General features: G+C 64.2%; 19 protein-coding genes. 5 read left to right on the forward strand and 14 right to left on the reverse strand.

The genetic code is table 11. From position 1 onward, the window contains the following. Positions 1-49: 49 nt before the first annotated feature. From HNP00_RS04925 to glyA, 12 genes are all read right to left on the reverse strand, one after another. The gene (locus HNP00_RS04925; RefSeq protein ID WP_184736525.1) at positions 50-730 is read right to left on the reverse strand and encodes a 2'-5' RNA ligase family protein; all 681 of its coding nucleotides are present in this window, start codon (positions 728-730) and stop codon (positions 50-52) included. 4 nt (positions 731-734) lie between these two features. After that, complete coding sequence (gene trpS, locus HNP00_RS04930) at positions 735-1,826, reverse strand: tryptophan--tRNA ligase (RefSeq protein WP_184736527.1); 1,092 nt, start codon at positions 1,824-1,826, stop codon at positions 735-737. Positions 1,827-1,844: 18 nt separating this feature from the next. Continuing rightward, the gene (locus HNP00_RS04935; RefSeq protein WP_184736529.1) at positions 1,845-2,678 is read right to left on the reverse strand and encodes an exodeoxyribonuclease III; all 834 of its coding nucleotides are present in this window, start codon (positions 2,676-2,678) and stop codon (positions 1,845-1,847) included. A 10-nt stretch (positions 2,679-2,688) separates the two neighbouring features. Beyond that, complete coding sequence (locus HNP00_RS04940) at positions 2,689-3,261, reverse strand: hypothetical protein (RefSeq protein WP_184736531.1); 573 nt, start codon at positions 3,259-3,261, stop codon at positions 2,689-2,691. Between the two features lie 80 nt (positions 3,262-3,341). Beyond that, positions 3,342-4,187: an ABC transporter permease gene (locus HNP00_RS04945; RefSeq protein WP_184736533.1), complete on the reverse strand. Its 846-nt coding sequence runs from the start codon at positions 4,185-4,187 to the stop codon at positions 3,342-3,344. Next, positions 4,184-5,038, reverse strand: a complete 855-nt coding sequence (locus HNP00_RS04950; RefSeq protein ID WP_184736535.1) for an ABC transporter permease — start codon at positions 5,036-5,038, stop codon at positions 4,184-4,186. Before HNP00_RS04950 ends, HNP00_RS04945 begins: the two co-directional genes overlap by 4 nt. A gap of 53 nt (positions 5,039-5,091) precedes the next feature. Further along, positions 5,092-6,021, reverse strand: coding sequence for an ABC transporter ATP-binding protein (locus HNP00_RS04955; protein WP_184736537.1), 930 nt, complete (start codon positions 6,019-6,021; stop codon positions 5,092-5,094). 225 nt (positions 6,022-6,246) lie between these two features. Beyond that, entirely contained in the window at positions 6,247-6,546 is a 300-nt protein-coding gene (locus tag HNP00_RS04960) for an SHOCT domain-containing protein (RefSeq protein WP_184736540.1), read from the reverse strand. A gap of 133 nt (positions 6,547-6,679) precedes the next feature. Further along, positions 6,680-7,345: a response regulator transcription factor gene (locus HNP00_RS04965; RefSeq protein WP_184736542.1), complete on the reverse strand. Its 666-nt coding sequence runs from the start codon at positions 7,343-7,345 to the stop codon at positions 6,680-6,682. Beyond that, positions 7,342-8,472: a histidine kinase gene (locus tag HNP00_RS04970; RefSeq protein ID WP_184736544.1), complete on the reverse strand. Its 1,131-nt coding sequence runs from the start codon at positions 8,470-8,472 to the stop codon at positions 7,342-7,344. The genes HNP00_RS04965 and HNP00_RS04970 overlap by 4 nt, the downstream gene beginning before the upstream one ends. A gap of 102 nt (positions 8,473-8,574) precedes the next feature. Then, a complete protein-coding gene (locus tag HNP00_RS04975; RefSeq protein ID WP_184736546.1) occupies positions 8,575-9,486 on the reverse strand; it encodes a bifunctional methylenetetrahydrofolate dehydrogenase/methenyltetrahydrofolate cyclohydrolase in 912 nt (303 codons plus the stop codon). An 8-nt stretch (positions 9,487-9,494) separates the two neighbouring features. Continuing rightward, positions 9,495-10,790, reverse strand: a complete 1,296-nt coding sequence (gene glyA, locus HNP00_RS04980) for a serine hydroxymethyltransferase (RefSeq protein WP_184736548.1) — start codon at positions 10,788-10,790, stop codon at positions 9,495-9,497. A 228-nt stretch (positions 10,791-11,018) separates the two neighbouring features. On the opposite strand from glyA, the gene purU reads away from it, so the two are divergent. From purU to HNP00_RS04995, 3 genes are all read left to right on the forward strand, one after another. Further along, entirely contained in the window at positions 11,019-11,879 is an 861-nt protein-coding gene (gene purU, locus HNP00_RS04985) for a formyltetrahydrofolate deformylase (RefSeq protein ID WP_184736550.1), read from the forward strand. Positions 11,880-11,900: 21 nt separating this feature from the next. Then, positions 11,901-12,572: a class I SAM-dependent methyltransferase gene (locus HNP00_RS04990; protein ID WP_184736552.1), complete on the forward strand. Its 672-nt coding sequence runs from the start codon at positions 11,901-11,903 to the stop codon at positions 12,570-12,572. A gap of 82 nt (positions 12,573-12,654) precedes the next feature. Then, positions 12,655-13,179: a gamma carbonic anhydrase family protein gene (locus tag HNP00_RS04995; RefSeq protein WP_184736554.1), complete on the forward strand. Its 525-nt coding sequence runs from the start codon at positions 12,655-12,657 to the stop codon at positions 13,177-13,179. Positions 13,180-13,246: 67 nt separating this feature from the next. Here the strand turns inward: HNP00_RS04995 and HNP00_RS05000 are convergent, their stop codons facing one another. Together HNP00_RS05000 and HNP00_RS05005 are read right to left on the reverse strand one after the other, a co-directional pair. After that, positions 13,247-14,971, reverse strand: coding sequence for an NAD(P)/FAD-dependent oxidoreductase (locus tag HNP00_RS05000; protein ID WP_184736556.1), 1,725 nt, complete (start codon positions 14,969-14,971; stop codon positions 13,247-13,249). Continuing rightward, complete coding sequence (locus HNP00_RS05005; protein ID WP_221451224.1) at positions 14,968-16,398, reverse strand: amino acid permease; 1,431 nt, start codon at positions 16,396-16,398, stop codon at positions 14,968-14,970. The genes HNP00_RS05000 and HNP00_RS05005 overlap by 4 nt, the downstream gene beginning before the upstream one ends. Before the next feature lie 204 nt (positions 16,399-16,602). Between HNP00_RS05005 and alr the strand changes: the two genes are divergently transcribed. Together alr and HNP00_RS05015 are read left to right on the forward strand one after the other, a co-directional pair. Then, a complete protein-coding gene (alr, locus tag HNP00_RS05010; protein ID WP_184736560.1) occupies positions 16,603-17,823 on the forward strand; it encodes an alanine racemase in 1,221 nt (406 codons plus the stop codon). Next, the gene (locus tag HNP00_RS05015) at positions 17,813-19,435 is read left to right on the forward strand and encodes a PucR family transcriptional regulator (RefSeq protein ID WP_184736562.1); all 1,623 of its coding nucleotides are present in this window, start codon (positions 17,813-17,815) and stop codon (positions 19,433-19,435) included. Before alr ends, HNP00_RS05015 begins: the two co-directional genes overlap by 11 nt. Positions 19,436-19,444 lie beyond the last annotated feature (9 nt).

Below are 19,444 nucleotides of genomic sequence, written 5' to 3' on the forward strand. Positions count from 1 at the left end.
GCCCCAGTCGAGCCTGCGGTGGATGAGTTGCAGCCTGAGTTTGGCAAGCTCAGTTGGTTGGGGAGGAGTCTCCGCTGTTGGCTGTGCTTTCCCGTGCTTGATCTGTGTCCCCGCCAAAATCGAGCTCTTCCCGTAGCTGCCAGATGCCATTGTTGTCGTGCTCGTAAAGTCCCATGCTAACCACAGGGAAGGTGGCGGTGTAGTTCTTGAGAACGGTTTCGGCCTCATCCAAGCTTTCTGGAGCGACGTCGTGGGCTACCGTCACGTGGGGATGGTAAGGGAAAGGAAGATCGCGTTCCAGTGGACCTGTCTGCAGTTGTTCGTGCAGGCCCACGCACTCCGTGAAGCCGTCTTCGACGTTCAGGAACACCACTGGGGACACGGGACGGAAGGAGCCCGTGCCGGAAATGGTGATCTTGAACGGCGCCTGGCGCCTGGCGATCTCCCGAACGTGCTCCCGTGTGGCTTCCCAATCCTGCGCCGGCGTGGTGGTGACCAGTGTGATGTGGGCAGGGATGACCTTGGCCATGGGATCACCGAAGGAGGCGCGCCACTGCTGCAGCTCCTGCGCCACATCCGGGGGGAAGCCCAGGATGACACCCACGCACATGCTGTCGCCGCACGGGCTGGCAGACTGGTGTGCGCCCGCGTCCGGGCGGGCATCAGCGGCCCGGCCGGCTCCCCCTCTAAGGGAGCCAGCCTGGACGCTGAGCTTGCCAGCCGCGCACATGGGTTTAGCGGATTCCCTGAGGCCCGCCGTAAGGCAGGAAGCCCACCTTGGCGTAGACGTCGGCTAGGGTGGCCGAGGCGATTTCACGGGCTTTGTCCGCCCCAAGAGCCAGGAGCCGATCGAGCTCTGCCGGGTCCGCGAGGAGTTCGTTGGCGCGGTCCCTGATGGGCCCGAGGTGGCCGGCAACGAGTTCGGCAAGATCGACCTTCAGGTGGCCGTACATCTTGCCTTCGTAATCCGCGACGATCTTTTCCACCGGTTGCCCGCTGATGGACGAGTAGATGCTCAGCAGGTTGGAGACGCCGGGCTTGGCCTCACGGTCGAAGCGGATTTCCGTCTCGGTATCCGTGACAGCGGACTTGATGCGCTTGGCCGTGACCTTCGGATCATCCAGCAGGTTGATCAAACCGGCCGGCGACTCTGCGGACTTGGACATCTTGGCCGTAGGGTTCTGGAGATCGTAGATCTTGGCCGATTCCTTCTGGATGAAGGCCTGCGGCACCTGGAACGTCTCGCCGTAGCGGCTGTTGAAACGCTGGGCCAGGTCGCGGCTGAGCTCAATGTGCTGCCTCTGGTCTTCACCCACGGGCACTCCGTGCGGCTGGTACAGCAGGATGTCGGCTGCCTGCAGGATCGGGTATGTGAAGAGCCCGACGCTGGCGTGATCCGAACCATGTTGCAAGGACTTGTCCTTGAACTGGATCATGCGCGAGGCCTCGCCGAAGCCGGTGATGCAGCCCAGGACCCAGGCGAGCTGGGCGTGTTCAGGAACCTGGGACTGGACGAACAGCGTGCACTTCTTCACGTCTACGCCGCCGGCGATGTACTGGGCAGCAGTGACGCGCGTCCGGCGTGCCAGCTCGGCGGGGTCCTGCGGCACAGTGATCGCGTGCAGATCCGGGATGAAAAAAATGGCGTCGTACTCGTCCTGCATCCGGACCCAAGGGACCAGAGCGCCCAGGTAGTTCCCCAAGTGCAGAGAGTCCGCGGACGGCTGCATTCCCGACAGGACGCGGTGCTTGGCACCGACTGGGAGTTTGGTGGATGATGCCTTGGCTGCAGCTGCAGCGGGTTCAGTTGTGGTTGAACTGGTCATGAGGAAACTTTCGAAAGCCTAGAGCTGGTAGTCGACTACCAGCGGTGCGTGGTCGGAGAAACGGGTGTCCCACGACGGCGCCCGGTCAACGACGGCCGAAAGAGCGGCTGCCGCGAGTCCAGGAGTGGCCATGTGGTAGTCGATGCGCCAGCCTGTGTCAGTGTCAAAGGCCTTACCGCGCTGGGACCACCAGGTGTAGGGGCCATCGACATTTCCTGCCAGGCCCCTGTGGACATCCCTCCATCCAATCTCGTCGCCAAAGAAACGATCGAAGTACGCACGCTCCTCAGGAAGGAAGCCGGCACGCTTGGTGTTGCCCTTCCAATTCTTGATGTCGAGCTCCGTGTGGCCGACGTTGAGGTCGCCAACCACCAAGGCGTGGTCACTATGCTTGGCGAGCTCGGGGAGCCGCGTGATCATGACATCAAGGAAGCGGTATTTGTCCACCTGCTTGGGGGTGTCTACCTCGCCGGAGTGCACATAGGCGCTGACGACGGTCAGGGTAGTGTCCTTGCCGCCGCCATCCCGAACGACGTAGTCGGCTTCCACCCAGCGCCCGGTGGTGGCGAAGTAGTCGTCGCCAATACCCACGCGGGTGGCAGTGGGTTCCTGCCGGGAGGCAATCGCTACGCCGGCGCGGCCCTTGGCCTCGGCTTCGGCGTGGAGGATGTGCCAGCCTTCGCCGATGAGCTGGTGAACCACCTCATCAGGCGCACGAACCTCCTGCAGACAGAGGATGTCGACGTCGCGCGGCTCCAGCCACTCCGCCATCCCCTTCTTGTAGGCGGCGCGAATGCCGTTGACGTTGACCGTTGCGATGCGAAGGAAGTCCTTCTTCAATGCCGAGCTCACCCCGCCTACTCTAGTCGATGATGGTGCCCGAGACGGGCTCGTCGGTTCCGCCGGACGACTTGATCATGTCCCTGGCGTTGCTTGACGTGATGGCGATGGTCTCCAACGCGCGGTCGATGGTGTCCTGATCAGCTGATTCGCCTTTGGCACGCTCCGCCTCCACCACGCGAACCTGCACCTGGACGATCTTGAACGAGTGGTCCAGTTTGAGGTCACGGATTTCATCCGCTTCGCTGCGTTCCGCCACCACCCGTGTGCCGCCGTGGTCGGCGCTCGACGACGACGGCGCCCGGCCGGTTGCCGCGTTGAAGGCGTTCTGTGCTTCGGAGAGTTTCTCTCCGGCCCGCCTGGCAGCTTTTTGGATGCTGAAGACCACGAAAGCGGCGAGGGCGAGCCAGCCAAAGGAAACAACGGCGACGATCCAGCCGACCACGTCGTTCTGGTTGGCCGCGAAGATCACGGCCACCAGGAAAGCGATGAGCACCACCGTCATGCCCAGTCCACCGATGCGGAAGCCTTTGAAAGGGCTCTTGGCGGAAGCGGACGGGGGAACAGATGACGGGGAGTCGCCGAGAGATTGCATGCACCCATTGTCGCAAACTCCGCAGGGCGAGCCAGCCGCTTCCACCCCCGGCGAACAGCCTGGTCTTCAAGGAGTCGAGGCTATTTCAGGAAGAGTTTCCGCAATCGCCCGGTGGTGAGCATGATGCCGAGTGCGATCATCACAAGGTAGTAGGCGATATGAACCGCCGTGGCAGGGCTGAAAGAACCAATGCTGATCTGCCTCAAGAGCTCCACGCCATGCCACAGAGGCATCGCCTGGATGAGCCACTGAATGTACTGCGGATAGACGGTTATCGGGTAGAAGGTGGCGCTGAACAGGAACATGGGCAGCATGAAGAAGTTGATCCAGTCCATCTGCTGGAAAGTCTTCATGAAGCTCGTGATGCCCATGCCGAAGCTCGCAAAGCCGAAAGCGATCAGCACGGACGCAGGGACAACCAGGATGGCCCAGGGCGTGGTGATGAGACCCATGACGCCCATGACTGCGGTGAAGCCCGTTGCGTACAGGAGACCACGCAGCAGGGCCAGGAAGATCTCCCCGATGGCTACATCCAACGGCCCCAGGGAGGTGTAGAGCATGCCTTGGTACAGCTTGGCGAAGTTCATCTTGAAGAAGACGTTCCACGTTGAGTCGTAGACGGCGCCGTTCATCGCAGACACTGCCAGGAGGGCTGGCGCAATGTAGGCCGCGTAACTGATTTCCTGGCCGCCAGGCCCCGCCACGGTACCCACGATCGGACCCAGTCCAACGCCCATGGAAATCAGGTACAGCACCGGTTCGAAGAACCCGGAAACCAGGATCAACCATGTACTGCTTTTCGCCGCCATGAGCCCCCGGGCCACAACGGCAAGTGCATTGCGGGAGTACAGCGGGCCAAAGGTGCGTTCGCGGGCAGCGTCCGTGGCGCTTTGCGGTCCGGTTTGGCCTTCAGCCAGGGCACTCATGCCCCCATCCTCCTAACGAACTGCCGCCGCGTCAGCGTCCACCCGGTGGCGGCCGCGCCAACAAGGAACAGGACGTGGATCAGGGTCAGCACAGGGCTCTCCTCAAGACCGTAAGTGAAGACGCGGCCCAGCTCCGTGCCGTGCCACACCGGAGAGATCCAGCCGATCCAGCGGACCCCTATCGGCAGCGAGTCCAGGGGGAAGAAGGTCCCCGAAAACAGGAACAAAGGCACCACGATGAATCGCTGCACGAGTGCGAACTGGCCGGCGTCCTTGGTGATGGTCGACGCATAGGCCATGAGCGGCAGCCCGAAGGACAGCCCGGCTATCGTGGCAACCACGGCCGACACCCAGCCCCAAGGGCTCGGCGAGGCGCCGAACATGGCTACGATAACGAAGTAGACCACCGATTGCACGAGGAACTTCAAGGCACTGGCCATGATGTGGCCCGCGGCAATCTGCTGGGGAACGAGCGGGGAAGCGTGCGGGCCATAGAACACACGGCGCCACTTGAAGCCGTCCATGATCGGGTAGGAAAAGTCCCCCGATGCCGTCATGACCGCGGATGAGACGAGGAGTGCCGGCGCAATGAAGGCCAAGTAGCTCACACCGCCGAATACCGCCGCACTGTTCGCGTCCACCAGGCTCGCCAGCCCGATGCCCATCGCGAACAGGTACGCCACCGGCTGCCCCACGCTGTACAGGAACACGGACCAACCGTAGCCACGCATCACTCGAAGTGCCTGCTCCGCGTAGAAAAACGATCCCCAGCGTCGCGCCCGGCTGGCCGAGATGGCCGGCGAGTGAGCACGCAAGGGATGGACCGCCGTCGGGAGTTGCGCGTCAGTCATGTGCCCTCCTCGTCTGCTCTCCGCTCATCAACTGTCCCCAAGCCAACCGCCCGCTAATCAACAAGGCTCCGTCCGGTCAGCCGGAGGAAAACGTCCTCCAACGAAGAACGCCGCACTAGCGAGGTCAGGGGGCGGAGCCGGCGCGCGGAGACTTGCTCCAAGGCCGATTCACCGTCGTCCGCGTAGATGAGCACGCGATCCGGCAGCGTCTCGACGCGTTCGCCGACGCCTTCGAGCTCGACGCCGATGGTGGTATTGCGTTCTGAGCCGAAGCGGAGCTCCAGGACCTCTCGCGTGCAGTATTCGCGGATCAGGCTGGCGGGCGATCCTTCGGCCATGATCCGGCCCTTATCCACCACGATCAGCCGGTCGCAAAGCTGTTCGGCCTCGTCCATGTAGTGGGTAGTGAGGATCAGCGTCACGCCCTGTTCCTTGAGCCTGAACAGCCGGTCCCAGAGGATGTGGCGGGCTTGCGGATCCAGGCCCGTGGTGGGCTCATCCAGGAGCAGGATCTTGGGCTCGTTGATCAGCGAGCGGGCAATTGTCAGGCGCCTTTTCATGCCGCCCGAGAGGGCATCGACCCTGGACTTGGCCTTGTCCGACAGTTGCGCAAACTCAAGCAGTTCATCGGCCTTGGGACGCAAGTAGCTCAAAGGCAGCCCGAAGTAGCGGCCGTAGACGATCAGGTTTTCGCGGACCTTCAGTTCCTCGTCCAGGTTGTCCTGCTGGGGCACCACGCCCAAATGCGCACGGACTTCCGGGCCGTGGGTTTCCGGGTCCAGGCCCATGATGCTGAGCTTCCCTGACGTGCGCTGGGAGACTCCGCCGATCATCTTCATGGTGGTTGATTTGCCGGCGCCGTTGGGCCCCAGCAGCCCGAAGGACTCCCCCGCCGAAACCTCGAATGAGATGCCGTCGACGGCGGTGAGCTCACCATAGGTCTTGGTGAGGTTTTCGGCTGTGATGACTGCGGGTGGGTTCATCTGTCGGCTGGCTGACGTGGAGAAAGAGCGGGTGGCTTCATTGTGCACCCACAGCAGACTAGTAGAGCCAAGGAATACGTGAAAGAGGTATTGCGCAATTTTCTGGAATAACCCGGCAGCGTGACATTCTGCTGGATCATTCCACGCGCCAAGCCCCGAAACCGCGTGGTTCCGGGGCTTGCTGGTTGAGCGATGGCGAATGATCCAGCAGAATCCGCCGGCGCCTCACTTCGTCGGATGTGCCCGCAGCACTTCCAGGCGTTGGCGGTACTCCGTCTCGTCGATTTCGCCCCGCGCGTAGCGTTCCCTCAGTACGCTTTCGGCGCCCTGGGTTGCGGCCCAGTAGTGGTTCCGGCGCCACATGCGGCGGCCAAAGAAGATGAAGAATCCGATGACCAGGATCCAAAACAGCGGAATCAGGAGGAAAAACGGCCAGAAGACGAATCCGTCCCCGGGTCCATGGACGACGTCGGTAGGCAGCTGGGCGGCCGCGGCGCCGATGGTGGTGCTTAGTGATGTCAACATGTCCAGTCCAAACTCTCAACAGGCCGTATCTCGGCTCTGGTTCCAGTCTGGTTTTTGGCCCATCGAAACGCGTCGGCCACCGGGAGGCACTTGCGTCCGGCCGCCTACTCCCCCGGGAGACTGCGCGGAACGGCTAGCTGCTCCACCCGGGCCGGACCAAGCCTGATTCGTACGCCAGGACCACCAATTGCGCCCGGTCCCGCACGAGCAATTTGGTCATGATCCGGGAAACGTGGGTCTTTGCCGTCAGTGGGGTGATGAACAGTCTTTCGGCAATCTCCGCGTTGTTCAGGCCTTCGCCTACCAGCGCCAGGACTTCCCGTTCGCGCTCGGTGATTTGGTCCAGGGGTATTGTCTTCGACGCCGCCTTGCTCTGCACGGCGAGCTGGGCCATGATGCGGCGTGTCACCGAAGGCGAAAGCAGGGCATCGCCGTCGTGCACCACCCGCACGGCGCGGATCAGTTCCTCCGGTTCGGTGTCCTTGACGAGGAAGCCGGCGGCGCCCGCGCGCACCGCCTCAGCGATGTATTCGTCCAACTCGAACGTGGTGAGGATGATGATGCGCGTGTGCGCGAGGCGGGGGTTGGCCAGGATCTGCCGGGTTGCGGTCAACCCGTCGCCATCGGGCATGCGGATGTCCATCAGGATGACGTCGGGTGCTTCAAGCTCGGCCAGCCTGACGGTGTCGCGGCCAGTACCCGCTTCCGCCACCACTTCCATGTCCGGTTCAGCATCCAGGAGCGCGCGGAATCCCGCCCGGATAAGGGTCTGGTCGTCGGCGAGCAGCAAGCGGATCATGGCCGGTGTTCTCCTTGAGTGAAGTTCAACGGGAGGTTCCCCTCAACGCGCAGCCCGGGATCCAGCGGCGTCAGGCTAAGTGTCCCGCCCAAGGCGTCGACGCGCTCGTGCATACCTGTCAGCCCGTTGCCGGCGGCCGCTCCCCGCATGCCTGCACCGTCGTCGTCGATCCTCACCTTCAGCGCGTTCGCCGCCAATTCCAGACGTACGACGGCGGACGCCGCGCCTGAGTGCCTGCGGACGTTGCTCAGCGCTTCCTGGACAATCCGGTAGGCAGTTTCCTGCTGTGCCGTACCAACTCGTTCCGGGGACACCGAGTTTTCGAATCGCACCTGCAGGCCGCCGTGCCGTGCGTCCTCCACGAGTTCCGGGATCCGCGCCAGACTTGGTGGCGCCGCAGGACTCAACGGAGCGTCGTCGCGCAGTACGCCGAGGAGCTGACGGACCTCGGCCAAGGATTCCTTGCTCGCTGCCTTGATGGCTTCCAGCGCCGGGCGGAGCTTCTCGGGATCGTTGGTGCCCAAGTGGAGCGCCACGGAGGCCTGGACGTTGATCATCGACAGGGAGTGGGCCACCACATCGTGGATATCCCGGGCGAGCGTGAGCCGGTATTCGTCCCGTTCGGCCTGTTTCGCGGCCTCGCGCCGTCGCCGGTATTCGGCCATCCGCTCGCCCCGCCGTCGGAAGCCTTCACCGATCAGCACGAGGATCGCCGCCCACGCGACACCGGCGGAGGAACGGACAAGCCCCGCCTCATCCCCGGCAATGACGGCAAACAGCACGATGGCCGCCGCGCAGATCCCTGCCCCAATCCAGGCCTGCCAGCGCAGCCCCGCCGCCGCGGTCAGGATGATCGACAACGCGAGGGACAGCACGATCGGGCCCCAGGCGTAACCGAGAAGCACATAGCTGAACGTGGCCGCCAGGGTCACCGGTAGCATGACCACCGGCCTGCTGGTCCGGAAAGCCAAGGCCCCGGGTCCTGCCAGCAACAGGATGAAGGCGAGCGGGTCCAAGGGACGCAGTGCAGTCTGGTGGCTCGCCGAAAAGACGGTCCCCAGGACCTGGATCAGGGCCACCGCGATCACGATGAAACTCGTGGGAGGACCCTGGAAACGCCGCTGCATGCTCCGAGCCTAGCCGCGGAGGGCGCCTGCGTCGTCGGGTTAACGGTGTAGGGCGCCTACTCCCGAGGGAGTAGGCGCCCTACACGCTGGTGGGGAGCAAAATCAGGCGACGCCGGAGACGCTTCCCGCTGCCACTTGGCGTTCCGCGGCTTCGACCACGTTGGTCATGAGCAGCGCCACGGTCATGGGACCCACGCCACCGGGGTTCGGCGAAATCCAGCCGGCTACATCGGCAACGGCGGGATCGATGTCGCCGTGGACCTTACTCTTGCCCGTCTCGGGGTCGGTTTCACGGGTGACACCGACGTCCAGCACGGCCGCGCCCGGCTTCACGTCCGCAGGCTTGACGATGTGCTTTGCACCCGCCGCGCCGACAATCACGTCCGCCTGCCGCAGCAGCTCCGAGAGGTTCTTGGTGCCGGTGTGCGTCAGCGTCACGGTGGCGTTCACGGCCCGCCGGGTGAGCAGCAGGCCAATCGAGCGGCCGATCGTGACGCCGCGGCCGACTACCACAACGTGCTTACCTGCGAGGCTGTAGCCGTTGCGCTCCAGGAGCTCGATGACGCCACGGGGCGTGCAGGGCAGCGGCGAGGTGATCTCTCCGTTGACGTTGAGCACCAGCCGGCCCAGGTTGGTCGGGTGCAGGCCGTCGGCATCCTTGGCGGGGTCGATCCGCTCGAGGATAGCGTCGGTGTCCAGGTGCTTGGGCAGCGGCAGCTGCACGATGTAACCGTGGCAGGCGGGGTCCGCATTGAGTTCGTCGATGAGGGCCTCAACCTGGGCCTGAGTGGCATCCGCCGGAAGCTCACGCTGGATCGAGTTCATCCCGATCTCCACAGACTGCTTGTGCTTCATGGACACGTAAAGCTGCGAGGCAGGGTCCGCACCTATGAGCACAGTGGCAATGCCCGGAGTCACGCCGCGGGCCTTCAGCGCAGCGACACGCTCAGTAAGCTCAGCTTTGATGGCGGCGGCGGCGGCCTTGCCGTCAAGGATCTTCGCGGTCTGCGCCATGGACGGGTTCACCACTGCTCGTGCTGCGGGTACAGCGGGAAGTCAGCGGCGAGCTTGTCGACGCGGGCCTGCAGGGCTTCAACATCGGTAGCGGAACCGGACTTCAGCGCCGAAGCGATGATCTCGGCAACCTCGGTGAACTCGGTAGCACCGAATCCGCGGGTAGCCAGTGCCGGGGTACCGATGCGCAGGCCGGAGGTGACCATCGGGGGGCGGGGGTCGAACGGAACGGCGTTGCGGTTGACGGTGATGCCCACCGAGTGCAGAAGGTCTTCGGCCTGCTGCCCGTCCAGCTGCGAGTTGCGCAGGTCCACGAGGACCAAGTGGACATCGGTGCCGCCGGTCAGGACCGAAATGCCGGCTTCGGCAACATCAGCCTGGTTGAGGCGATCGGCGATGATCTTGGCACCTTCGAGGACGCGTTCCTGGCGCTCCTTGAATTCCTCGCCCGCGGCGATCTTGAAGGCAACGGCCTTGGCCGCGATGACGTGCATGAGCGGACCACCCTGCTGGCCCGGGAAAACGTTGGAGTTGAGCTTCTTCGCCCATTCTTCCTTCGCGAGGATCACACCCGAACGGGGTCCAGCCAGCGTCTTGTGCACCGTGGAGGTGACGACGTCGGAGTGCGGCACCGGGCTCGGGTGCAGGCCTGCTGCCACGAGGCCGGCGAAGTGGGCCATATCCGTCCAGAGAAGGGCGCCAACTTCGTCGGCGATGGAGCGGAAGGCCGCGAAGTCGAGGTGGCGCGGGTAAGCGGACCAGCCGGCGATGATGACCTGCGGCTTCTCGGCAATCGCTTGCTCGCGGAGCTTGTCCATGTCCACGCGGAAGGTGTCCTGCTCCACCTGGTAGGCAGCCACGTTGTAGAGCTTGCCGGAGAAGTTCAGCTTCATGCCGTGCGTCAGGTGGCCACCATGGGCCAGGGACAGGCCGAGGATCTTGTCACCGGGTGTGATCATGGCAGACAGCGCTGCGGCGTTGGCCTGTGCACCCGAGTGCGGCTGGACGTTGGCGTACTCTGCATCGAAGAGAGCCTTAACGCGGTCGATGGCCAGTTGCTCGGCAATGTCCACGTATTCGCAGCCACCGTAGTAGCGCTTGCCCGGGTAGCCTTCGGCGTACTTGTTGGTCAGGACCGAGCCCTGGGCCTCCATGACGGCGCGGGGCGCAAAGTTCTCGGAAGCGATCATTTCCAGGGTGCCGCGCTGGCGGCCGAGTTCCTGTTCCAGAACCGCTGCGATCTCGGGGTCGAGTTCGGCAAGCGGCTGGTTGCTGATGGTCGCGGAGGTGATGGTGGTGGTCACGAAGATCTCCTGGATAGGCAACGGGTATTACTACAGGTCAGGCTACCGGCTGCGTTTTTTCCATGCCCTTTGATTACGGGGCATGGCACAGCGACAGTAAAACGTGACCCTCGGCCCAGGCGTACGATCCGTGGTCTTCATCAATGCCGCTCCCTGGTGGTACACCACCCAACGCCAGTCGCGACGACTTAAACAGTACAACAGGTGCGCAACGGTAGGCTTGACTGTGTGACTGACTCCACCCTGCCCACGTCTTTTGTTGTAACCCTGTCCTGCCCGGACCGGCCCGGAATTGTGCACGCCGTTGCAGGCGCCTTGTTGGAGGCTGGCTGCAACATCGCCGATTCCCAGCAATATGGCAGCCCCACCACGGGAAACTTCTTCATGCGGGTGGAAGCCACCACGTCCTCTGCCCAGGCTGAACTGGGTTCGGCACTGGCTCCGGTGGCCGAAGAATTCGGCATGAAGTGGCAGATCAACCCGGTGGGCCAGAAGGTCCGTACCCTGATCCTGGGTTCAAAAGACGCGCATTGCCTCAACGATCTGCTCTTCCAGCAGCGTTCCGGGACCCTCCCCATCGAGGTGCCGGCCATCGTGTCCAACCACCGGGACCTCGAAGGACTGGCCGAGTTCTATGGCATCCCCTTCCACCACATCCCGGTCACCCCGGACACGAAGCCGGAGGCCGAGGCGAAACTCCTCGAGCTCATCCGTGAACACGGCATCGAGCTGACTGTCCTGGCGCGCTACATGCAAGTCCTCTCCAACGAGCTCTGCACCGAGCTCAACGGCAAGGCCATCAACATCCATCACTCCTTCCTGCCGTCCTTCAAGGGCGCCAAGCCCTACCACCAGGCACATGCCCGCGGTGTGAAGATCATCGGTGCCACCGCCCACTACGTCACGGCGGACCTCGATGAGGGTCCCATCATCGAGCAGGAGGTCATCCGTGTGGACCACGCCCGCACCGCTGAGCAATTCGTGCAGATGGGCCGCAACGTCGAGGGTCGCACGCTCGCACAGGCCGTGCAGTGGCACGCCGAACACCGCGTCCTCCTGGACGGCACCCGCACGGTGGTCTTCAACTAGGCTCCGGCCTAGGCTGTTCGCATGCAGCGCATCCCGGAAGCCGACCACGAGGCTGATCTCGCCGCGTTCTACGACCGGCAGGCCACTCTCCTGCACACCCGCGCCCTGACGCCGCACCGGGTGGAATGCCGCGATTGGTTCATCCGTCTACTCAAGGACGAGCACAGGCATTCGCTGTTCGAACTGGGCTGCGGGACCGGAATCGAGGGCCTCAAGTTCGTGGAGGCAGGAATCCACTACACGGGGGTCGACCTTTCCGAGGAGAGCATCCACCTCGCTAGGGCCAAAGGCTTGGACGCCAGCGTGGCCAGCGGCCGGGCCCTGCCGTTCGCCGACGCCACTTTTCCTGCCGTGTGGACCATGAGTACTCTCCTCCATGTCCCCAACACTCGAATCCACGACGTCCTCAGCGAACTCGTGCGGGTCGCGGCGCCCGGTGCGCCAATCGGCGTCGGGCTCTGGTCGGGTGACGATGAGGAAGTTCTCAACCCGGAAGACGAAGACGAGCCGCGACGGTTCTTCAGCCGGCGGAGCGACGCCGCCGTGCGCCACATCTTCGGTGCGCACGGCACGGTGGAACACTTTGAGACCTGGCCCGAAGGCACGGGTGCAGAGTCCGGGCCGGGTGCGGGAAAATGGATCCAGCACTACCAGTTCCTGGTCCTCCGGACGCCTTCCGGCCCAACTGGCTAGCAGTAGGTGCCGTAATAAGGCGTCAAAACGACACCTACTGCGAGTGAGTTGGGCCGGGGCCAGCATGTTCTAGGCTTGGCCCATGGCTCCCATTTACTCCTTCGCCGGCGACACCCCGGTCATCCATGACACTGCCTTCGTAGCTCCCACGGCGTCCATCATCGGCAAGGCCACCCTTGGCGAGGACTCCAGCGCCTTCTACGGTGTGTCCGTCCGGGCAGACACCGCTGCCATCAGCGTCGGCGCCGGCTCGAACCTGCAGGACAACGTGGTCCTGCACGCCGACCCCGGCTTCCCCTGCACGGTCGGCGAGCGCGTCAGCGTTGGGCACAGCGCAGTCGTACACGGATGCACGGTGGAGGACGACTGCCTCATCGGCATGAGTGCCACTATCCTGAACGGCGCCGTTATCGGCACCGGTTCGCTCGTGGCGGCGGGCGCCGTCGTGCTTGAGGGGACTGTCATCCCGCCGCGATCCTTGGTTGCCGGCGTGCCTGCCAAAGTGCGCCGCGAACTGAGTGAGGAAGAGCTCGACGGCGTGAAACACAACGCGGCTCACTACCGGGAGCTGGCAGCGGCCCACCGAGAGATGCACGCACAGGATTAAGAACGAAATGCCCGGCAGGAGGGTTCTCCTGCCGGGCATTTCGTGTCCGAGATAGGGCCGGATACGGCTAGTCCAGGCTGATCGGCCCCAATTCGTCCAACAAGTCTCCGGGACCGGGGTTGCCGGCCACGGAGGAACCGCCCAAGTGGTTCACCACGCCCCACACGGCGTTCAACCCTGTGGTGACGGCGCCTTCGGCCCAGCCCGCGGTGAACGAGACGTCGTCGCCGGCCAGGAAGATCCCGCGTTGGCTCTCGGACAGCTTGTCCTGCTTGAAGTGCGTGAACAGGCGCTGCTGGTAGCGGTAGTGCCCCGGCAGGTTGGCCTTGAAGGCACCCATGAAGTTGGGGTCGGCTTCCCAGGAGACCGTGATGGGCTGGCCCACGATGTGGCTCGCGATGTCCACGCCCGGGTAGATCTGCTCAAGTGAGTGCAGCATGAGTTTGACGCGTTCCTCGGCGCTGAGCGAGAGCCACTTCAGGGCGTCGTCGTTCCACGTGTAGGAAAGCAGGATGACGGCGGGCTTGTCCGCGCCGTCGTCGAGCAGGTACGTTGCCCGGTTGAGCCGGTCGGTCAGGGTCATGGACAGCACTTCGCGGCCCGTTTCGGGGTCGATGTCCTTCCAGAACGGCCGGTCCACCATCACAAAGGTCTTGGACGACTGCATGTAGTGCGAGCGCTCGATCGCGGTCCACAGCTCCGAGGGGAACAACGATTCCTGGGTGTGGATCCGCGTGGACAGCAACCAGGACTGGCACGTAGTCACGACGGCGGGGTAGCCGGATTCCCGGCCCCAACGTTCGCGCACCAACAGATCTCCGTTGTCGCCGCGTTCGATGCGGTCCACGGCTCCGCGCGGGGAACCGGAATGCAGCGATGCCAGCGAGGTGCCCTCTGGCCAGTGGGCCATGCCCGACGGCGCGTGGTGCCATAGTGCCTCGGGGAGCCGTTGCGCTCCTCCCGCGATGAGCCGGTGCTGGTCATCGGCGTCGGTGTAGACGACGCGCAGGATCTCAAGGATGGAGTTGGGGAAGTCGGTGTCCCAGCCGCCCGTGCCGAAGCCCACCTGCCCGAAGGCCTCGCGGTGCGCGAACCCGGCCTCCTTGAAGGACTTGCTCGCGGCGATGAAGCCGTAGAAGGTCTGCTCATCCAAGAGCGGGAGCAGCTCGTTCCACAGTTCCTTGATCCGGGTAGTGTCGCGGACCCGGATGGCTTCCTGCATTTCCTGGAACGCGGCACCGTCATTCACGGCGGACTTCCAGGCTGCGGCAACCTCGTGGAAGAACTCCGGCAGGTCAGCCGAGGTGGCAGCGTAGTGCTTTTGTCCGGCCAGCTCGATCACTGTGCTTGACGTTGCGGGCGCGAGCGGGTTGGGGAATTCCTGGGTGTCCAGGCCGAGGAGGTCCACGTAGTGGTAGAACGCCTTGCCGGACACCGGGAAGCGCATGCCGCCGAGGTCTGCCACCACTCCTGGAGCGGAGGGGAAGCTCGCAGTGCGCAGCCGCCCGCCGATCTGGTCAGCCTCATAGACCACGGGGCGTAGTCCGAGTTTCATAAGCTCATAGGCCGTGACGAGTCCGGACAGGCCTGCGCCGATCACCGCGACCTCCGTGCCGTGCAGTTCCGGCGGAACAACCGCCAATCCATCGGGGTGGGCCAGGTAGTGGTCGTAGCTGAACGGGAAGTCCGGATTCAGCATAGTGATGGGAGCGTCGGCCGGCGTTGCTTGGGAAATTCCCGTGTCCCCTGCGCGGGGTGTGGGTTCCGTGGGCAATTCGGTGGCGATGGTCATGAAAGTTCTGCCTTCACAGTTTCCGGGTCGGCGACCCTGGCGGATAGTTCACGGTATTCCTGTTCGGTCAGGGCCGCTACCTTGGAGTTCCGGCGTCCATAGCCGAAGTAGAGCGCGATCCCCACGAGCATCCAGCCACCAAACACCACCCAGGTGTCGGCGCCCAAGTTGGCCATGAGGTAGGCACAAATCAGCGTGCCGAGGACGGGGGTGATCGGGTAGAGCGGCACGCGGAAGCTGCGCTTGAGCTCCGGGCGGTTGCGCCGCAGGTAGATGACGGCCACGTTGACCAGCGCGAACGCGAAGAGGGTGCCGATGCTGGTGGCGTCGGCCAGCGCGCCGAGCGGGACGAGCCCCGCGGTGAGTGCGACGGCGGTGCCCACGATCAGTGTTCCGGCCACCGGAGTGCCGGTTCGCGGGGAGATACGGCCGAAGACCTCCGGTACCAGTCCGTCGCGGGACATGGAGAGCAGGATACGGGTCTGGCCGTAGAGCACGGTCAGGACGATGCTGGCAATGGCGAGCACGGCTCCGATGGAGAAGACGAGCGCGATCCAGGGCTGGTGGGTGGTTTCCTCGAGGATCTGGACGAGGGCCGCCTCGGTGCCGCCGAACCATTCCCACGGCCGGGCGCCGATGGCTGCCACAGCGACCAGGACGTAGATGCTGGTCACGATCACCATGGAGAGCAGGATGGCGCGGGGCAGGTCGCGCTTGGGGTTGCGTGCTTCTTCGCCGGCGGTGGAGGCGGCGTCGAAGCCGATGTAGGAGAAGAAGACCCTGGACGCAGCGGCCGAGACGCCTGCGGCACCCATCGGCATGAGGGGTTCGAAGTTGCCGGCGTTGAATGCGGTGAAGGCAACGGCGCAGAAGAACAGCAGGATGACGATCTTGATGGTCACGATCGCGGTGTTGATCCAGGCGCTCTCCTTGGCGCCGCGCACCAGCAGGATCATGGCAAGGACCACGATCGCCATGGCGGGGACGTTGACCACGCCGCCGCTGCCCGGTGGCTGGGACATGGCGTCCGGCAGGACCTGCCCGAACGCTGCCAGGGTTTCGTTCACGTATTGCCCTGCACCGACGGCCACCGCAGCTACGGAGACGGCGTATTCGAGGACGAGGCACCAGCCACAAATCCAGGCCATGCCCTCGCCCATCGTGGCGTAGGAGTAGGAATAACTGGAACCGGCCACAGGCACAAGGCCCGCCATTTCCGCGTAGGACACGGCGGAGAACAGGGCAGCGAGGCCCGCCACCACGAAGGAAATCCAGACCGCGGGGCCGGCCAGGGGGACGGATTCTCCCAGGATCACCAGAATTCCCGTGCCCAGGGTGGCGCCAACGCTGATCATGGTCAGCTGGAGGACACCGAAGCTGCGGACCAGTGGCGTTCCGCTTTTGCTGCTTCCGGCTTCGCTGACCATCTGACCGATGGGCTTGCGGCGCAGCAGTTGCGCACCGAGCCCCGGACGGCGAGCGGCCTCTGCGGCATGTATTGGCTTGGTCTGGGTGGTGGTAGGCACAGTCACCGTTGACGTCCCTTCAGAGTAGTTTGCGGTTTCCCCTGTCCACCGTAAGCCTGTGAGCCAGCTCTCAGGACGGTGCAAAATGACCTATAGTGATCAACCATGAGACGTATTGCACAATCAGAAACGACGCCGGAAGCGGCGCTTTCGGGGCAGGTCAGCGTTGACCTGTCCGCGATTTCAGACAACATCAAAGCCCTCAAAAAGCGCACGGCGGCGCCGCATTTCATGGCGGTCGTCAAGGGGAACGGCTACGGGCACGGCCTCGTGGATGTGGCCCGCGCGGCAGTGGAAGCAGGAGCCGATTGGCTGGGAACCGCCCAGTTGAGCGAAGCCATCACCTTGCGCCAAGCGGGCATCGCCGTGCCGGTCTTGTCCTGGCTCTATCTGGCATCCCAGACCAGCGCAACCATCCGCGAGGCACTTGAGTACGACGTCGACGTTTCGCTTGGGAGCGTCCGTCAACTTGAGGTCCTGGCGGGGATCGCGAGGCAATTGGGCCGCCCCGCCGTCGTGCACCTGGAGCTGGACAGCGGCCTCAGCCGCGGCGGCGCGCGAAAGGAAGACTGGCCAGAGCTCGTTGCCCACGCACGCGAGGCTGAACAAGACGGCACCGTGCTGGTCCGCGGTATCTGGACCCACTTGGCGTGGGCCGATGTTCCCGCCCACCCCGGCAACGCTGCAGCCGTAGCGGAATTCGAAGACGCCGTTCGCGAAGCCTGCACCGCCGGCCTGGACCCACAACTGCGGCACGTATCCAGCTCGGCAAACATCCTGGACCGGCCCGAATTCCATTTCGACATGGTCCGTGCGGGACTGGCCATCTATGGGTTGGCCCCCGCTGACCACCTGAATCCCGCCGACTTTGGACTGCGCCCCGCCTTGAGCGTCACCGCACCGCTCGTCATGGTCAAGAAGGTCCCGGCGGGGACGGGTGTCAGTTACGAACACCAGGCCATCACGCACGAGCCGCGCTATCTCGGACTCATCCCCCTCGGCTACGCGGACGGCATCCCCAAGGGCATCAGCGGCCGGAGCCTGGTACAAATCGCCGGACGGAAAGTTCCCGTGATCGGCAAGGTATGCATGGACCAGTTCATGGTGGACCTCGGCCCGGATGCTTCCGGGATCGACGTCGGAGATACGGCGGTACTGTTCGGCGATCCGGCCGGAGGGGCTGCGAGCGCCGACGATTGGGGCGCCGCGATCGGCAGTCACGGAGACGAGATCATCAACCGGATCGCACCGCGACTCCCCCGCGTGTATGAGTCCGGCGCCTACGAGTGCCCCGACTACCAGGAGGCAGCGAGCGATGTCTCCTGAGCCGACCCCCGGCCGCCTGAGTTTCGTCACGCTTGAGCAGTTCCTGAAGCAGCTGCCGCCCGAGTTGGAGATCCTCCACGACGGCGGCAGCGGCGGGGAGTTGCTGCGCTGGGTTGAACCCAGCGAACTGGACGATCCCACGCCCTACCTGCCGGACGGGGAGTTCCTGCTGACCGCGGGGCTCCCTTTCCTGGGTGATGGGGGGTCCAGGGAGAACGTCGACGCCTATGTGAAGCGGCTGGTGGGGGCCAAAGTGGCGGCGCTGGGGTTCGGGATCAGGCCGTATTTCGACGCCGTCCCGGCCGAGCTACTCAAAGCGTGCCGTCGGCACAAGCTCACCTTGATCGAGATTCCGGAATCCATCCCGTTCGCAGCGATCGGGCTGGAGTTCTCCCAACTCCTGGAATCGGACAATGCGAAGGTCTTCCGCCAACTCGCGGAGACCAACAGGCAACTCATGCGGGCAGTCCTCTCCCCTCGTCCGGAACACGAACTGCTCGCCGCTCTGGTCCAAAAAGCGCCTGTCTGGGCCCTGCTGATCGGCGCGGACGGGCGGATCCGTGCACGCGCCCACGCCGCCGGCGGCAGCACCGGCGTCGAGCATTCACTACTGGACCCGATGCTGGAACGGCTCCTTTCGGGCAGCGGACCGCGCATTGAGGTGGACGGCTTTGAGCAGCCGGGCTCCGCGATGGTCTTTGGCCACCCGCTGCGGAGCACCAAGGACGCCAACCTCGGCGCCCTGATCCTCGGATCCGACGTTGCGCTGACTCCCGCCCAGAACAGTGTGGTGCAGTCTGTGGTGGGGCTGCTGGAGTTGCTCGTCCGGCAACGGACCAGCGGCTCGCTCGCGCCGAGCCAGCTGGCTACAGCGTTGCTCCTGCACCCGGAGAGCCTTGCCACTGGCGGTACTCGGCACATCAATGTACTCAAGGACCTGCTCGCGCAAAGCCTGTCTTCCACGCGCTCCGCTCCCCTGCGCGTTGTGCAAGGCATCAAAGTGGACTCCCCGGAATGGCCCGCGGGCGACGGCCCTGTGCGCGAGCTGCTTCAATGGCGGCGCCTCTTCGACACCAAGCTGGTGGAAATCACCGATTACGGATTCGCCGCGATCACGCGTTTGAAGGTTGATGACTCTTTGCTGGACGACGTCGAGAAGCTGGGCTGGCGTTTAGTCATCGGCGATCCCACGGAACTGACCGGGCTCGCGGCAGCGCATCAGCGGGTGACGTCGCTCCGCAGCCGGGTTCAATCGAGTGGCAAGAGCGCCCGAGTGGACGAGGTAACGTGGTCCGTCACTGGGCTTTTGGGGCGCGAGGCTGGTTCGATGTTGGCGGCGCGGCTTCTTGAACCGGTGCTCTCCTTGGAATCTGATCGGCGCGATCCCCTCTTGACCGTGCTCCGGGGCTGGTTGAGCGAGAACGGCAGCTGGGACGCTTCAGCCAAGCTCTTGGGCCTACACCGCAACAGCGTGCGCCGCCAGATTGGCCTGCTCGCGGAACTGCTTGATACCGATCTGAACCAGGCCCAGGTGCGGGCAGAACTATGGATCGCGCTGCAGTACACGGACGGGTTGGTGGGCGGCGCTTCGGACACGATCGGCAATTCCTAGATCGCGCGC

Source organism: Arthrobacter sp. AZCC_0090, assembly GCF_014207375.1.
Lineage (GTDB): Bacteria > Actinomycetota > Actinomycetes > Actinomycetales > Micrococcaceae > Arthrobacter.

Coding starts and splice junctions, on each gene's coding strand:
- HNP00_RS05000 (WP_184736556.1), bottom strand. CDS start 14,971: ATGACCATCGCCACCGAATTGCCCACGGAACCCACACCCCGCGCAGGG.
- HNP00_RS04950 (WP_184736535.1), bottom strand. CDS start 5,038: ATGACTGACGCGCAACTCCCGACGGCGGTCCATCCCTTGCGTGCTCAC.
- HNP00_RS05015 (WP_184736562.1), top strand. CDS start 17,813: ATGTCTCCTGAGCCGACCCCCGGCCGCCTGAGTTTCGTCACGCTTGAG.
- HNP00_RS04970 (WP_184736544.1), bottom strand. CDS start 8,472: ATGCAGCGGCGTTTCCAGGGTCCTCCCACGAGTTTCATCGTGATCGCG.
- HNP00_RS04960 (WP_184736540.1), bottom strand. CDS start 6,546: ATGTTGACATCACTAAGCACCACCATCGGCGCCGCGGCCGCCCAGCTG.
- HNP00_RS04995 (WP_184736554.1), top strand. CDS start 12,655: ATGGCTCCCATTTACTCCTTCGCCGGCGACACCCCGGTCATCCATGAC.
- HNP00_RS04945 (WP_184736533.1), bottom strand. CDS start 4,187: ATGAGTGCCCTGGCTGAAGGCCAAACCGGACCGCAAAGCGCCACGGAC.
- HNP00_RS04925 (WP_184736525.1), bottom strand. CDS start 730: ATGTGCGCGGCTGGCAAGCTCAGCGTCCAGGCTGGCTCCCTTAGAGGG.
- HNP00_RS04940 (WP_184736531.1), bottom strand. CDS start 3,261: ATGCAATCTCTCGGCGACTCCCCGTCATCTGTTCCCCCGTCCGCTTCC.
- trpS (WP_184736527.1), bottom strand. CDS start 1,826: ATGACCAGTTCAACCACAACTGAACCCGCTGCAGCTGCAGCCAAGGCA.
- HNP00_RS04975 (WP_184736546.1), bottom strand. CDS start 9,486: ATGGCGCAGACCGCGAAGATCCTTGACGGCAAGGCCGCCGCCGCCGCC.
- HNP00_RS04990 (WP_184736552.1), top strand. CDS start 11,901: ATGCAGCGCATCCCGGAAGCCGACCACGAGGCTGATCTCGCCGCGTTC.
- alr (WP_184736560.1), top strand. CDS start 16,603: ATGAGACGTATTGCACAATCAGAAACGACGCCGGAAGCGGCGCTTTCG.
- HNP00_RS04955 (WP_184736537.1), bottom strand. CDS start 6,021: ATGAACCCACCCGCAGTCATCACAGCCGAAAACCTCACCAAGACCTAT.
- HNP00_RS04965 (WP_184736542.1), bottom strand. CDS start 7,345: ATGATCCGCTTGCTGCTCGCCGACGACCAGACCCTTATCCGGGCGGGA.
- HNP00_RS05005 (WP_221451224.1), bottom strand. CDS start 16,398: ATGGTCAGCGAAGCCGGAAGCAGCAAAAGCGGAACGCCACTGGTCCGC.